This window comes from Neptuniibacter sp. QD72_48 (assembly GCF_047778065.1).
In the GTDB taxonomy this organism is placed as follows: domain Bacteria; phylum Pseudomonadota; class Gammaproteobacteria; order Pseudomonadales; family Balneatricaceae; genus Neptuniibacter.
In genome coordinates this window covers 3,242,017-3,255,139 of record NZ_CP180547.1, presented here as the reverse complement: position 1 = coordinate 3,255,139, position 13,123 = coordinate 3,242,017, and the positions used below count along the sequence as shown (strand labels likewise).

General features: G+C 44.5%; 11 protein-coding genes. 10 read left to right on the top strand and 1 reads right to left on the bottom strand.

Translation table 11 applies throughout. The annotated features are described in order from the left end of the window. Position 1 precedes the first annotated feature (1 nt). From truD to rpoS, 6 genes are all read left to right on the top strand, one after another. Positions 2-1,048 (top strand): tRNA pseudouridine(13) synthase TruD, encoded by a 1,047-nt coding sequence (gene truD / locus ACMXYX_RS14860; RefSeq protein ID WP_415896976.1) that lies wholly within the window; start codon positions 2-4, stop codon positions 1,046-1,048. Continuing rightward, positions 1,049-1,798: a 5'/3'-nucleotidase SurE gene (gene surE, locus ACMXYX_RS14855; RefSeq protein WP_415882433.1), complete on the top strand. Its 750-nt coding sequence runs from the start codon at positions 1,049-1,051 to the stop codon at positions 1,796-1,798. A 26-nt stretch (positions 1,799-1,824) separates the two neighbouring features. Beyond that, entirely contained in the window at positions 1,825-2,463 is a 639-nt protein-coding gene (locus ACMXYX_RS14850) for a protein-L-isoaspartate(D-aspartate) O-methyltransferase (RefSeq protein ID WP_415884683.1), read from the top strand. Between the two features lie 4 nt (positions 2,464-2,467). Continuing rightward, on the top strand, positions 2,468-3,412 hold the full coding sequence (locus tag ACMXYX_RS14845; protein WP_415882432.1) for a DUF368 domain-containing protein: 945 nt from the start codon (positions 2,468-2,470) through the stop codon (positions 3,410-3,412). A 17-nt stretch (positions 3,413-3,429) separates the two neighbouring features. Then, positions 3,430-4,293, top strand: a complete 864-nt coding sequence (locus tag ACMXYX_RS14840) for a peptidoglycan DD-metalloendopeptidase family protein (RefSeq protein ID WP_415896975.1) — start codon at positions 3,430-3,432, stop codon at positions 4,291-4,293. Positions 4,294-4,364: 71 nt separating this feature from the next. Beyond that, complete coding sequence (rpoS, locus tag ACMXYX_RS14835; protein ID WP_415882430.1) at positions 4,365-5,381, top strand: RNA polymerase sigma factor RpoS; 1,017 nt, start codon at positions 4,365-4,367, stop codon at positions 5,379-5,381. 55 nt (positions 5,382-5,436) lie between these two features. On the opposite strand, the gene mutS is transcribed toward rpoS, so the two are convergent. Next, on the bottom strand, positions 5,437-8,001 hold the full coding sequence (gene mutS / locus ACMXYX_RS14830; protein ID WP_415896974.1) for a DNA mismatch repair protein MutS: 2,565 nt from the start codon (positions 7,999-8,001) through the stop codon (positions 5,437-5,439). Positions 8,002-8,110: 109 nt separating this feature from the next. On the opposite strand from mutS, the gene pncC reads away from it, so the two are divergent. From pncC to alaS, 4 genes are all read left to right on the top strand, one after another. Continuing rightward, on the top strand, positions 8,111-8,587 hold the full coding sequence (gene pncC / locus ACMXYX_RS14825; RefSeq protein ID WP_415896973.1) for a nicotinamide-nucleotide amidase: 477 nt from the start codon (positions 8,111-8,113) through the stop codon (positions 8,585-8,587). A gap of 104 nt (positions 8,588-8,691) precedes the next feature. Next, complete coding sequence (gene recA, locus ACMXYX_RS14820; protein ID WP_415882421.1) at positions 8,692-9,735, top strand: recombinase RecA; 1,044 nt, start codon at positions 8,692-8,694, stop codon at positions 9,733-9,735. A gap of 68 nt (positions 9,736-9,803) precedes the next feature. After that, a complete protein-coding gene (locus ACMXYX_RS14815; RefSeq protein ID WP_415882420.1) occupies positions 9,804-10,268 on the top strand; it encodes a regulatory protein RecX in 465 nt (154 codons plus the stop codon). A gap of 293 nt (positions 10,269-10,561) precedes the next feature. Then, positions 10,562-13,117: an alanine--tRNA ligase gene (alaS, locus tag ACMXYX_RS14810; protein WP_415898261.1), complete on the top strand. Its 2,556-nt coding sequence runs from the start codon at positions 10,562-10,564 to the stop codon at positions 13,115-13,117. The last annotated feature ends 6 nt before the right edge of the window (positions 13,118-13,123 follow it).

Sequence of the window (13,123 nt, the reverse complement as noted above, 5' to 3'; positions counted from 1 at the left end):
TATGACATCCCTGCCTACAGAATTTACATATCTCAATGAAAAGCCTACTGGTTCTGCAGTGATCCGCAGTTGCCCAGAGGATTTTCAGGTTATCGAACAGCTAGGGTTTGAGCCTGAAGGATCAGGCGAACATGTGTTTCTTTATATTCGCAAATGCGGTGAAAATACTGATTGGGTTGCTAGGCAATTAGCAAATTTTGCCCAAATAAGCCCTAGAGATGTTAGTTATGCGGGTAAAAAAGATCGTCATGCTGTAACTGAACAATGGTTTTGTGCGAAATTCCCGATCAAGCGTAATTTGAATTGGAAGTTATTTGGTGGCGATAGCATAGAGGTTCTTAAAGCAGTTCGGCACCAAAGAAAGTTGCGTCTAGGTACTCTTCAGGGGAACCGCTTTAAATTGCGACTTCGCCAGATTACTAATATGAATGAACTGCAGCAGCGCGTAGATTATGTGGCTAAAGAGGGTGTACCCAACTATTTTGGCGAGCAACGGTTCGGTCGGGGCTATGGTAATTTAGATAAAGGGATCGCGCTGTTGCGCGGCGAATATCAGGAGCGGCAAAGAAATAAGAAGGGGATTTATATCTCTGCTGTTCGCTCTTGGGTATTTAATCAGGTTTTATCTCAAAGGTTAGATCAAGGCTTGTGGAATAGCATTCTTGATGGTGATGCATTTATGTTGGCAGGAAGCCAAAGCTGTTTTGTCGAAGATGAAGCGACCGATGAATTACAGCAACGTTTAACGGATAAAGAGATTAATCTTACCGGCCCAATGTGGGGCGGTGGAGATATGCTACCAAATGCTGCAGCTGAAAAATGGGAGCAAGAGCAGGTCGGACGCTGGTCTGAGGTCAGTGATTTGCTTGAAAATCTAACGTTAAAACAAGAGCGTAGATCTCTTCGATTGCTTCCCCAGCAGTTAGAAATTAATGTGATTAATGAGACTGAATGTTGGCTTGAATTTGGCCTGCCTTCAGGGGCATTTGCAACCAGTGTATTGCGGGAGCTCTGCAATGTTACCCAGCCTGAAAGTAATGAGGGATAAATGAAGATACTGATCTCTAATGATGATGGTGTCTATGCACCAGGCCTTGCTGCTTTAGCAAGAGCCTTAGCCGAGGTTGGAGAAATTCTGGTGGTTGCCCCAGACCGTAATCGTAGTGGTGCAAGTAATTCGTTAACGTTGGATCGTCCACTAGAAGCCTTTGAACATGAAAATGGCTTTATTGGGATTAACGGTACTCCAACGGATTGTGTGCATTTAGGTAGTTCAGGTGTATTCGGTTTTGAGCCAGATATTGTTGTTTCTGGGATCAATGCTGGCCCTAATTTAGGCGATGATGTTATCTACTCTGGGACGGTTGCTGCAGCAATGGAAGGGCGCCATCTGCGATTCCCTGCCATTGCTATATCTTCTGGAGAGTTTCATCCGGCGCATTACGACTCTGCGGCTCAAGTTGCTCGAGAGTTGGTCGAAAATATACAGTATCTAAATGTAGCTCCTCGTACAGTTATTAATGTTAATGTTCCCGATTGCTCACAGAATGACTTTGCAGGTATTCATGTAACGAGACTGGGTCATAGAACCTGTGCTGGTAAACCTATCGCAACAGAAGACCCTCGTGGCAAAACTCGATATTGGATTGCTGGAGCGGGTCCTGCCGCTGATGCAGGCCCTGGAACAGATTTTTACGCATTAAAAGAACAATGTGTTTCTATTACACCCTTGCATGCAGATATGACGCAATATTCGGGCATGGATAATGTGGGTGATTGGTTGGAGAATAATTTTTGAACGATCAGCAATTACGCGGAATAGGAATGACTTCGCAGCGAACAAGGGATCGTTTGATTAATCGATTAAGAGATCAGGGAATCCAGGACGAGAGTGTTCTGGATGTGATGAGAAATACACCAAGGCATATTTTTATTGATGAAGCCTTGGCTCATAGGGCATATGAAGACACGGCTCTGCCAATTGGTTATAACCAGACTATTTCGCAACCGTTCATCGTTGCGAAAATGACAGAGGTGCTTTTGTCAGAAGGCCCTTTGCAAAAAGTCCTAGAAGTGGGGACTGGTTCTGGTTATCAAACTTCGATTTTAGCGCCATTGGTTGGTCAGTTGTACAGTGTAGAGCGTATCAAACCGCTTCAGGATAAAGCGCGAGAGCGTTTGAAATTAATTGGTCTAAATAATGTACAGTTGAAGCATACAGATGGAGGCATGGGCTGGTCTGCGAAAGCACCTTATGATGGTATCTTAGCTGCTTGCGCACCAGAAACTGTGCCTGAAGAGTTAAAGCAGCAACTAGCAGTTGGTGGCCGCTTAATTATTCCTGTAGGTGGCAGTGATTCCCAAAAACTGAATCTTGTTATCAGATTATCTGAAGATGAGTTCAGTACTGAAATTTTAGATTGTGTGAAGTTTGTACCTTTGTTAAGTGGTACGGTGAGGTAGTAAGTTGAAGCAAGAAGGAAGAACGTGGCGCGACTATTTAGCATTGTCGGGCAAAGGGATGATGATGGGGGCTGCTGATGCGGTGCCAGGAGTATCGGGTGGCACGATTGCCTTCATGACAGGTATTTATGAAGAGCTTATTTACTCTTTGAAGCAGTTTGGGCCAGAAGCTTTATTTGTGTTGTTCAAACAAGGCCCTGTTGCAGCTTGGAAACATGTTAATGGCACTTTTTTGCTGACGCTTGTGTTAGGTATTTTCGTCAGCTTGGTGACCGTCGCAAAGGTAGTGCTCTTTTGGTTAGCTGAATATCCTGAGCTACTGTGGTCGTTCTTCTTTGGCCTGATTTTGGCTTCAGTATGGTCTGTCTGTAGGCATATAGAGCAGTGGGATAGTAATAGCTTTACCGCGTTTATCGCCGGAACTATTGCTGCCTATATGATTACTTCTATCTCTCCAACTTCAATAGAAGCTACGCCTTTGTTTATCTTTTTGGCTGGTATGGTGGCTATATGTGCCATGATTTTACCGGGTATCTCAGGTAGCTTTATTCTTCTATTGCTGGGTATGTACACACCTATCTTGATGGCAATCAAAAACATTGAGCTATTTACCTTAGGTGTTTTTGCTGCAGGCTGTGCTGTTGGACTATTGAGCTTTTCTCGGGTTTTAAGTTGGATGTTTAGTTCATTTAAAACAACGACTTTAGCTTTGTTAGGCGGTTTTATGCTGGGCTCTCTTAATAAAGTATGGCCGTGGAAGTATACAACTGCTTACACCATCAATAGGCATGGTGAACAGGTACCTTTAGTGCAGGAGAATATTTCGCCGTTCTCGTTTGAGTCTATGACTGGGCAACCTTCATTTGTTGTATATGCTGTTGGTTTAATGATTGTTGGCGCTGCAGCTGTATTGTTGATTGAGCGAATGGGTCGGAGGTCAGAGGGCTAGAGGCTGGGTATAGTTCAATGGGCTTGAAGGGTTATCTGTTACTGTGTTGCTCATTTCTGCTGGTTGCATGTGGAGGGAAGACCTATGCGCCAGTAAGCGATCGTTCGGTACCTGTTTCTGCTCAGCCTCAACCTAACCAATATCAAGTTCGTAAAGGTGATACTTTGTATTCTATCGCTTTTAGATATGGGATGGATTATCGGGAATTAGCTAAAAGGAATGGTATATCCAGTAATTACAATATTTATCCTGGTCAGAAACTGAGTTTGAAGCCTGTACCGAAAAGCACTGTTTCAGAATCGATTGTACGCGATGCTTCCATCGTTGCGCCAAAGCCGACAATTGTTTCTAGTCGACAAAAAACGACAAATAAACCTCAGAGTACCGCTCCAAAAGTTGCTGCTGAGCCGGTAACTAAGCCTATAGCTACTGCAAAAGCTGAACCACAAAAAGTGGTAGTCAAACCTGCCCCTAAAGCTAAAACCAAGCCCCAAAAAGTTGTTGTTGGTCCAATTAAATGGGGATGGCCTGCTTCCGGTAAGATCGTATCTACGTTTAAAACAAAGGGAACAGTTAATAAAGGTATTAACATCGCTTCCGCTTATGGGGCTAAGGTCACGGCTGCGGCTAAAGGCCGAGTTGTCTATGCTGGAAGTGGTTTATTAGGTTATGGTAATTTAGTTATCGTTGACCATAATCAGCAGTTTTTAAGCGCTTATGCACATAATAGTCGTGTTTTAGTCAAAGAAAATGATATGGTTGAGAAAGGCCAGAAAATTGCGGAAATGGGAAATTCCGGTACAGATCGCGTGATGCTCCATTTTGAGATACGTCGTGATGGTAAGCCGGTAAACCCTCTTCGATATCTGCCGAAACAATAATTATAAGAAAACATAAGAATAAAAATAACTAATAAACGCGTGATAGCACTGATTGGTTAAGGGAACGGGCAATGGAAAATATCGATAATAACTGCAAAACGGATGTGCAGGATATCGCTGTTGAAAGCGAAGAGCTGACAGAGGAAACTCATGATGAGGATACAGAAGGAACGCCTCAGAAAGAAGAGCCTGAGTTTCTAAATAGTGGTCGTGGGCGCGGTAGTATGGCTCATAAAGACCTTCTTAATGCCAAAAACTTGGATGCAACCCAACTTTACTTGAATGAAATAGGCTTCTCGCCGCTATTGAGCGCGGAAGAAGAGGTGTATTTCTCTCGTCGTGCCCTTAAAGGGGACGAAGCAGCGCGTAAGCGCATGATCGAAAGTAATCTACGCTTAGTCGTTAAAATTGCGCGTAGATATATCAATCGCGGTTTAACTCTTCTCGATCTCATAGAAGAGGGGAATTTAGGGTTAATTCGTGCCGTAGAGAAATTTGATCCAGAAAGGGGATTCCGTTTCTCTACTTATGCAACTTGGTGGATTCGACAAACAATTGAACGTGCGATTATGAATCAGACTCGTACCATTCGATTACCTATCCATGTTGTTAAAGAGCTGAATGTATATTTACGAGCTGCAAGAGAGCTAGCGCAAAAGTTAGATCATGAGCCTTCACCGGAAGAAATTGCTGAACTAGTAGACAAGCCGGTTGAAAATGTTGAGCGGATGTTAGGCCTGAATGAGCGTGTAAGTTCTGTTGATACGCCAATGGGTAAAGATTCGGATAAGTCTTTGCTTGATACGATCCCTGATGCAGTTTCTTCTGATCCGGCAACGTTACTACAAAATTCAAATATCAGTGGTAACCTGGATAAATGGCTAGATGCACTGCCTGAAAAACATGCAGAAGTGTTATCTCGTCGATTTGGTCTCAGGGGTTATGAAATGAGCACGTTGGAAGAAGTTGGGCGGGAAATCGGCCTAACACGTGAGCGTGTTCGTCAAATTCAAGTTGAAGCTTTGCGTAAGTTGCGTGATATCGTTGAGAAAAATGGTTTGAGCGGAGAGGATTTACTACAGCAGTAAACTCAAGTTCACTCATAAAAAAACCGCCAATTGGCGGTTTTTTTATGAGTGAACCTTAAACAAGTTCTTTGAGTTTATAGAGAAAATCTAGCGCTTCTCTTGGAGAGAGGTCGTCGGGGGATATTTTCTTTAGCTCTTTCAGAGCTTTCGGTTCCGGTGCGGCGAACATATCATTCTGAACTGGAGGTGGTGGCGTGCTTAATTGAGCGCTAACTGCTACATCTTGTTCGAGTTGCATTAACTTGGATTTTGCTTGTTGAATCACAGGCAAAGGAACACCAGCCAGTTGTGCGACTTGCAACCCATAGCTCTGACTTGCAGGCCCTTCTTTAACTTCATGTAGGAAAACGATGTGATCGTTGTGCTCTACAGCGGTTAAGTGCACATTGAAAACCGAATTAGCCTGATCAGGCAAACTAGTTAATTCAAAATAGTGAGTTGCAAACAGAGTAAAGGCCTTAGTTTCCCTAGCAAGATTGTCTGCGCAGGCCCAAGCGAGAGATAAGCCATCAAATGTACTTGTACCGCGGCCTACTTCATCCATCAATACTAGGCTGCGTTCTGTCGCGTTATGCATGATGTTGGCGGTTTCGGTCATCTCAACCATGAAAGTTGATCGTCCACCTGCTAGATCATCAGATGATCCCATTCGGGTGAAGATGCGATCAACAATGCCAATTGTTGCAGCTGAAGCTGGAACATAACTACCAATATGCGCAAGTAGGGTAATTAGCGCTGCTTGGCGCATATAGGTAGATTTACCGCCCATGTTCGGACCTGTAATAACGAGCATCTTGCGCTCAGTGTCCAAGTCTAAATCGTTGGCTACGAAAGGCTCTGTTAATACAGTTTCCACTACGGGGTGTCGGCCACGCTGTATTTTGATCTGCGGTGTATCTGTCAGTGTCGGTGGAACGTAATCTAGCGTAGTGGCACGCTCTGCAAGGTTAGCGAGTACATCTAGCTCTGCAATAGCGGAAGCTGAATCTTGTAGATCAGCCAGCTCTTCAGCAATGGTTTCTATCAGGGATTCGTAAAGCGCCTTTTCACGGGTGAGTGCTCGGCTTTTTGCTGATAGTGCCTTGTCTTCGAACTCTTTTAGCTCTGGCGTAATATAACGTTCAGCATTCTTAAGTGTTTGGCGGCGAATATATTCAGCCGGCAATTCGGCATTTTGTGCCTTGCCTATCTCAATAAAATAACCGTGTACGCGGTTATAACCTACTTTCAAAGTGGCAATACCGGTACGATCCCGCTCTTTCTGTTCTAACTCTAGTAAGTAAGCTCCAGCGTTTTCGCTAATGCCGCGTAATTCATCGAGTTCTGCATCGTAACCATCAGCTATAACACCGCCTTCACGAATGACTACCGGCGGGTTTTCTATTACCGCTTTGGTTAGCAGCTCTGCCAAGTTTGGAAATTCTGAAATCTGCTCAGATAATTCGTTCACTAACGGGGCATTGGCTGCTTCGATTTGCTGCTGAAGCAAAGGTAAGGAGTTAAGAGATGTTTTTAATCGTTCCAAATCGCGCGGGCGTGCTGATCTAAGTGCAATACGGGCTAAAATGCGCTCGCTATCACCAATGAGTTTGAGAGTGCTTTGGACCGTTTCGAAGTGATAGTTATCAATCAACCACTGAATCGAGGCTTGACGTGCACATAGCGTTGCTCTGTCTTGAATCGGACGGTGAAGCCAGCGTCTTAGCAGGCGGCTTCCCATAGGTGTGCGACATTTATCAATGACTTTGGCGAGTGTATTATCAAATCCGCCAGATAAATTTTGATCAAGTTCAAGGTTTTTACGCGTAGCCGCATCCAAAGCTACGCAGTCATTATGTTGTTCAATCTGAATGCGCCTGATATGAGGTAGTGAAGTGCGCTGGGTTTCTTTCGCATACTGTAATAAGCAACCCGCAGCAGTTGTTGCGACCGCTAGATGATCGCAACCAAAACCACTCAAATCTTTAACTTTAAATTGTTGGCATAACAGATCGTTGGCAGTATCTGCTTCAAAGTGCCAAGGGGATTGCGGGCGCAGGCCTTTGCGTTGGCTTAATACGTCATGTAGCTGGCTATCTTCATTGAAGAGCGTTTCAGAGGGGCGTAAGCGCTCAAGTTCACTCATAAGCGTGTCTTGATTATCAATTTCCATCAGGCTAAAACGACCCGAAGCGATATCTACAATAGCCAATCCATAAGTGTCGCTAGACTGATTAATAGCTACCAGTAAGTTATCTCTATTTTCATCAAGAAGTGCTTCATCACTTACGGTGCCTGGTGTGATGATTCGCGCAACTGCTCGCTCTACAGGTCCTTTGCTGGTGGCTGGGTCTCCTACTTGCTCGCATATAACTACGGATTCACCTGCGCGAACAATTTTACCAACATAGTTCTCCGCAGCATGGTAAGGGATGCCCGCCATAGGGATAGGCTCGCCGCCAGATTTGCCGCGGGCGGTAAGAGATATGTCTAACAGATCCGCCGCTTTTTTTGCATCGTCATAAAACAGCTCATAGAAGTCACCCATCCGATAAAACACCAATTGATCAGGGTGTTGTGCTTTGATGCGTAGGTATTGCTGCATCATTGGAGTGTGGGTAGTCGCTGCTTGTTTGGTCATAGAGATATTAATTACTAAATGATGAAATAAAGAGTTGTTACGCAAACTTAATTTCAGGCATTGTACGGTAAATAAAGCGGCTTAAATAGTTTGAATAGGGTGGATCGGTATGCAATTACCACTGACGGATATCGCTGAAAAATTACAGGCCAAAAAAATTTTTATCGCAACAGCCGAATCATGTACAGGTGGTTGGATTGCCCAGGAGGTAACAGCAATCCCTGGTAGTTCCGCTTGGTTTGATTGTGGCTTTGTTACATACAGTAATATGTCTAAGCAAAAGATGCTTGGGGTATCAAAAGATACGTTGGAACAATGCGGAGCAGTGTCGGCCGAGGTAGTAGCTCAAATGGCGGAAGGTGCACTCGAGAATAGTGAGGCGCATATATCTGTTGCGACCAGTGGTATTGCAGGGCCAGGTGGTGGAAGTAAAGAGAAGCCGGTAGGTACTGTATGGTTTGCTTGGGCTGAGCAAGGTAAATCAGTTAAAACAAAAAAATACTGTTTTGAAGGTGATCGTGAATCAGTTCGAAAACAAGCAGTTAGCGTAGCGTTAGAAGGGATTTTGCAGAACTTATCTGATTGAGGGTTGCAATCCGGAAAACTTGTGAAATAATACTGTCCATACATACAGTGTTTTGCGCAGTGCAAGATGCGCACAATATGAATTTAGAGAAAGTAGGGTCGAAGATGGACGCAAATCGCAAAAAAGCATTAGACGCAGCGTTAGGTCAAATTGAAAGGCAGTTTGGTAAAGGCGCAGTGATGCGTATGGGGGATCAGCCTCGTGAAGCGATTCCATCTGTTTCTACTGGTTCCCTTGGTCTAGATATCGCGCTTGGTATAGGCGGATTGCCGTATGGTCGTATTGTTGAGATCTATGGTCCTGAGTCATCTGGTAAAACAACACTGACATTACAGGTTGTTGCTGAAGCTCAGAAGCAGGGTAAAACTTGTGCCTTTGTTGATGCTGAGCATGCACTAGATCCTATTTATGCAGAGAAGCTAGGTGTAGATGTAGATAGTCTTCTGGTTTCACAGCCGGATACAGGTGAGCAGGCGCTAGAAATTACAGATATGCTAGTTCGCTCTAACGCAGTTGATGTAATTATCGTCGACTCTGTAGCTGCTTTGACGCCGAAGGCAGAGATCGAAGGTGATATGGGGGATTCCCATGTTGGTCTTCAGGCTCGTTTGATGTCTCAGGCGCTACGTAAGTTGACGGGTAATGTAAAGAGCTCTAACTGCTTGTTGGTATTCATTAACCAAATTCGTATGAAGATTGGGGTTATGTTTGGTAACCCTGAGACTACAACGGGTGGTAATGCGCTTAAATTCTATTCATCTGTTCGTCTAGACATCCGCCGTACTGGTGCGGTTAAGAAAGGTGATGAGGTCGTTGGTAACGAGACGCGCGTGAAGGTTGTGAAGAACAAAGTTTCACCGCCGTTCCGTCAGGCTGAGTTCCAGATTATGTATGGTGAAGGTATCTACCATATGGGTGAAGTTATCGACCTAGGTGTTAAAGAAGGTTTGGTTGATAAGTCGGGTGCTTGGTATGCCTACAATGGCGATAAGATTGGTCAAGGTAAGGCCAATGCATCTAAATTCTTGGAAGAAAACCCTGAGATTGCGAATGAAATTGAAACAGAACTTCGTAATCGCTTGCTTTCGACGCCTGCACCGAAAGAAGATGACGCTGAAGATAAAACTGAAAGCCTAGATCTAATTTAAGGCGCTAAGTTAGCACAGTAAAACCTCCGTCTATAGATGGAGGTTTTTTCGTTTAAAGAGGATTGGTTATGGATGGAAGTCCTAATAAAGAGGCGTGGAACAAGGCAATTCAGTTACTGTCACGGCGCGAATATTCTTATAAAGAACTAAGCCAGAAGCTGGCCCGTAGTATTGAGGGGACGGATCTAGATAGCGTCTTGCAAAGTCTAGAAGAGGACGGGTACTTATCTGATCAACGCTTTTGTGAAAGCTTTGTGCGAATGAGAGTGGGGCAAGGGCATGGTCTTATTAGAATTCGATTTGATTTAAAACAGAAAGGCATAGCTTCGGAATTGCTTGTTAGTTGCTTAGAGAGTTTAGATATAGATTGGTTTGTCAAAGCTGAGGAGCTTTATCGGCGTAAATATAGAGAGCCTCTAGCGGATAAAGACTTTAAAGAGCGCAGTAAGCGCATGCGCTTTATGAGTCAGCGCGGATTTTCCATAGATGAGATTCAGTTTGCGATAGAGCAAGTTGCGAATGATGAATATTAAAATTTTATCGTTATATATTTCAAAGGGTTAGGTTTTTCTCTGCCTGCAGTTAAGTAGGTTTTTTCGTCGCAATACAGATAATCGCTACCTATCTTAATCTGAATTCAAACAGATTATTCTTTGTCTATTTAGCATGAATAGGCCCATTTCTGAAAAAGATTCGAACAATTTTCGCTCACGATATATAATGTCGCGCCCATAATTTGTGGTGATTTTGCGCTGTTGGTAGGCAAGTGAGGCTTGCCGATGGCTTTACCAGAATGGATACGCATACGGTTCATCTAATGAAATATATGACAAGTGCCGAGATTCGTCAGGCTTTTCTAGATTACTTTAACCAGCAAGGACATGAGGTTGTAGCAAGTAGCTCCCTTATCCCTGCTAATGATCCTACCCTGATGTTTACAAATGCGGGGATGGTACAGTTCAAAGATGTGTTCTTGGGCACAGATAAGCGCAATTACACACGAGCGACAAGCTCGCAGCGATGCGTGCGTGCTGGTGGTAAGCACAATGACCTTGAAAACGTAGGTTATACAGCGCGTCACCATACTTTCTTTGAAATGCTTGGAAACTTTAGTTTCGGTGATTATTTCAAGAAAGATGCAATCAACTTTGCTTGGACGTTTCTGACTGAAACGCTAGGCCTTCCAAAAGAGCGCCTGTGGGTGACGGTTCACCATTCTGATGAAGAAGCTGAGCGTATTTGGAAAGAGGAAGTAGGCGTAGATCCAGAACGTTTTTCTAAACTAGATGAAGATAACTTCTGGTCAATGGGTGATACAGGCCCATGTGGTCCATGTACTGAAATCTTCTTTGATCATGGTGCTGACGTGTGGGGTGGTCCTCCAGGTAGCCCTGAAGAAGATGGTGATCGCTATATCGAAATTTGGAACGTTGTATTCATGCAATACAACCGTAGCGCTGATGGTGAAATGACACCACTTCCAAAGCCATCTGTTGATACAGGTATGGGCCTAGAGCGAATTGCGGCAGTTATGCAGAATGTTCACTCTAACTACGAAATTGATATGTTCCAGAATCTGTTGAAAGCCACTGCTGCGGCTGTTGGTACAACAGATATGGATAATAAATCGCTACGTGTAATTGCAGACCATATCCGTTCTTGTTCCTTCCTTATTGTTGATGGTGTGCTGCCATCAAACGAAGGTGCAGGTTATGTTTTACGTCGTATCATCCGTCGAGCAGTACGTCACGGTAACAAGCTAGGCGCAAAAGGTGCTTTCTTTAATCAGCTTGTAGCTGCGTTAGTGAAGGAGATGGGCGAAGCTTATCCTGAACTAGCTGAGAAGCAGGCTCAGGTTGAGCGTGTTCTTCTTAAAGAGGAAGAGCAGTTTGCGAAGACTCTTGATCACGGTATGCGTTTGTTGCAGGAAGCGATTGATAATCTGGATGGCACTGTTATTCCTGGTGAGACAGTATTTAAGCTATATGATACTTACGGTTTCCCGCATGACCTGACAGCGGATGTTGCGCGTGAGCATGAACTAACGATTGACGAAGAAGGCTTTGAGCGTGAGATGGAAGCTCAACGTGAGCGTGCTCGTGCAGCAGGCAAATTCTCTGTTGATTACAACGATGCTATCAAGCTGGATGGTGAAACTAGCTTCACCGGTTATGAAAACCTTGCAGGCGAAGCGTCTTCAGTGGTTGCCTTATTCAAAGAAGGCGAATCTGTAGATGAGCTTAAGGCAGGTGAAACTGGTTTAGTGGTTCTAGATGAAACGCCTTTCTATGCAGAATCCGGTGGTCAGGTTGGTGATACTGGTATGCTAGCAGGGGCTAACGGTTCTTTTGCAGTTAATAACTGTACTAAAGAGGGTAAAAACAACCTGCATCACGGCGCTGTCGAAAATGGTTCGGTGAAAGTGGGCGATAAGGTTGCTCCTCGAGTTGACTCTGAGCGTCGTCAGGCGATTGCGCTGAACCACTCTGCTACTCACTTATTGCACGAAGCGCTTCGCGTAGTTCTAGGTGAGCATGTACAACAGAAAGGTTCATTGAATGATGATCAGCGTCTGCGCTTTGACTTCTCTCATTTTGAAGCGGTAAGCGCTGAGCAGATCGCTGAAGTTGAGAAGATGGTTAACGATCAGATTCGTCTGAACACAGAAGTCGTAACAGAAATCATGGAAATTGAAGCTGCCAAAGAGAAAGGTGCAGCAGCTCTCTTCGGTGAAAAATACGATGATGTAGTGCGAGTGCTTTCGATGGGTGATGATTTCTCTATCGAGCTTTGTGGTGGTACTCATGCGAAGCGTACAGGTGACATTGGTCTGCTGAAAATTACGTCTGAAGGTGGTGTGGCTGCCGGTATCCGTCGTGTTGAAGCTGTAACCGGCCCTGTAGCGCTGGATTATTTTGCGGATCAAAAAGCGCAATTTGAACAGAAGCTGCAAGATCAACAAGCGAAGAATCGTCAGCTTGAAAAAGAGCTTGAACAGATGAAGGCTAAGTTAGCTGCTGCTAAGGGTGCTGATCTAATCAGTAATGCAGTGGAAGTTTCTGGCGTTAAAGTGCTAGCAGCTCAGCTTGAGGGTGTAGAGCCTAAAGCCTTGCGTGACACAATCGATCAGTTGAAAAACAAATTGGGCAGCGGTGTTGTTGTATTGGCTACAGTGTCTGATAACAAGATTGCTTTGGCTGCAGGTGTGACTAAAGACCTGACTGCTCAGGTTCGTGCTGGTGATTTGATTAAAGAGCTAACGGCTAAATTGGGCGGTAAAGGTGGTGGTCGTCCTGACTTTGCTCAGGGTGGCGGCACAGATCAAGCTGCTCTGCCTGTTACACTAGAGTCTGTAACAGCTCTAGTTGAGGCTGCTCTATAACGATTT

Excerpts from the sequence above, each read along its gene's own strand:
- truD (WP_415896976.1), top strand. The coding sequence starts at position 2 with ATGACATCCCTGCCTACAGAATTTACATATCTCAATGAAAAGCCTACT.
- surE (WP_415882433.1), top strand. The coding sequence starts at position 1,049 with ATGAAGATACTGATCTCTAATGATGATGGTGTCTATGCACCAGGCCTT.
- ACMXYX_RS14850 (WP_415884683.1), top strand. The coding sequence starts at position 1,825 with ATGACTTCGCAGCGAACAAGGGATCGTTTGATTAATCGATTAAGAGAT.
- ACMXYX_RS14840 (WP_415896975.1), top strand. The coding sequence starts at position 3,430 with ATGGGCTTGAAGGGTTATCTGTTACTGTGTTGCTCATTTCTGCTGGTT.
- rpoS (WP_415882430.1), top strand. The coding sequence starts at position 4,365 with ATGGAAAATATCGATAATAACTGCAAAACGGATGTGCAGGATATCGCT.
- mutS (WP_415896974.1), bottom strand. The coding sequence starts at position 8,001 with ATGACCAAACAAGCAGCGACTACCCACACTCCAATGATGCAGCAATAC.
- pncC (WP_415896973.1), top strand. The coding sequence starts at position 8,111 with ATGCAATTACCACTGACGGATATCGCTGAAAAATTACAGGCCAAAAAA.
- recA (WP_415882421.1), top strand. The coding sequence starts at position 8,692 with ATGGACGCAAATCGCAAAAAAGCATTAGACGCAGCGTTAGGTCAAATT.
- ACMXYX_RS14815 (WP_415882420.1), top strand. The coding sequence starts at position 9,804 with ATGGATGGAAGTCCTAATAAAGAGGCGTGGAACAAGGCAATTCAGTTA.
- alaS (WP_415898261.1), top strand. The coding sequence starts at position 10,562 with ATGACAAGTGCCGAGATTCGTCAGGCTTTTCTAGATTACTTTAACCAG.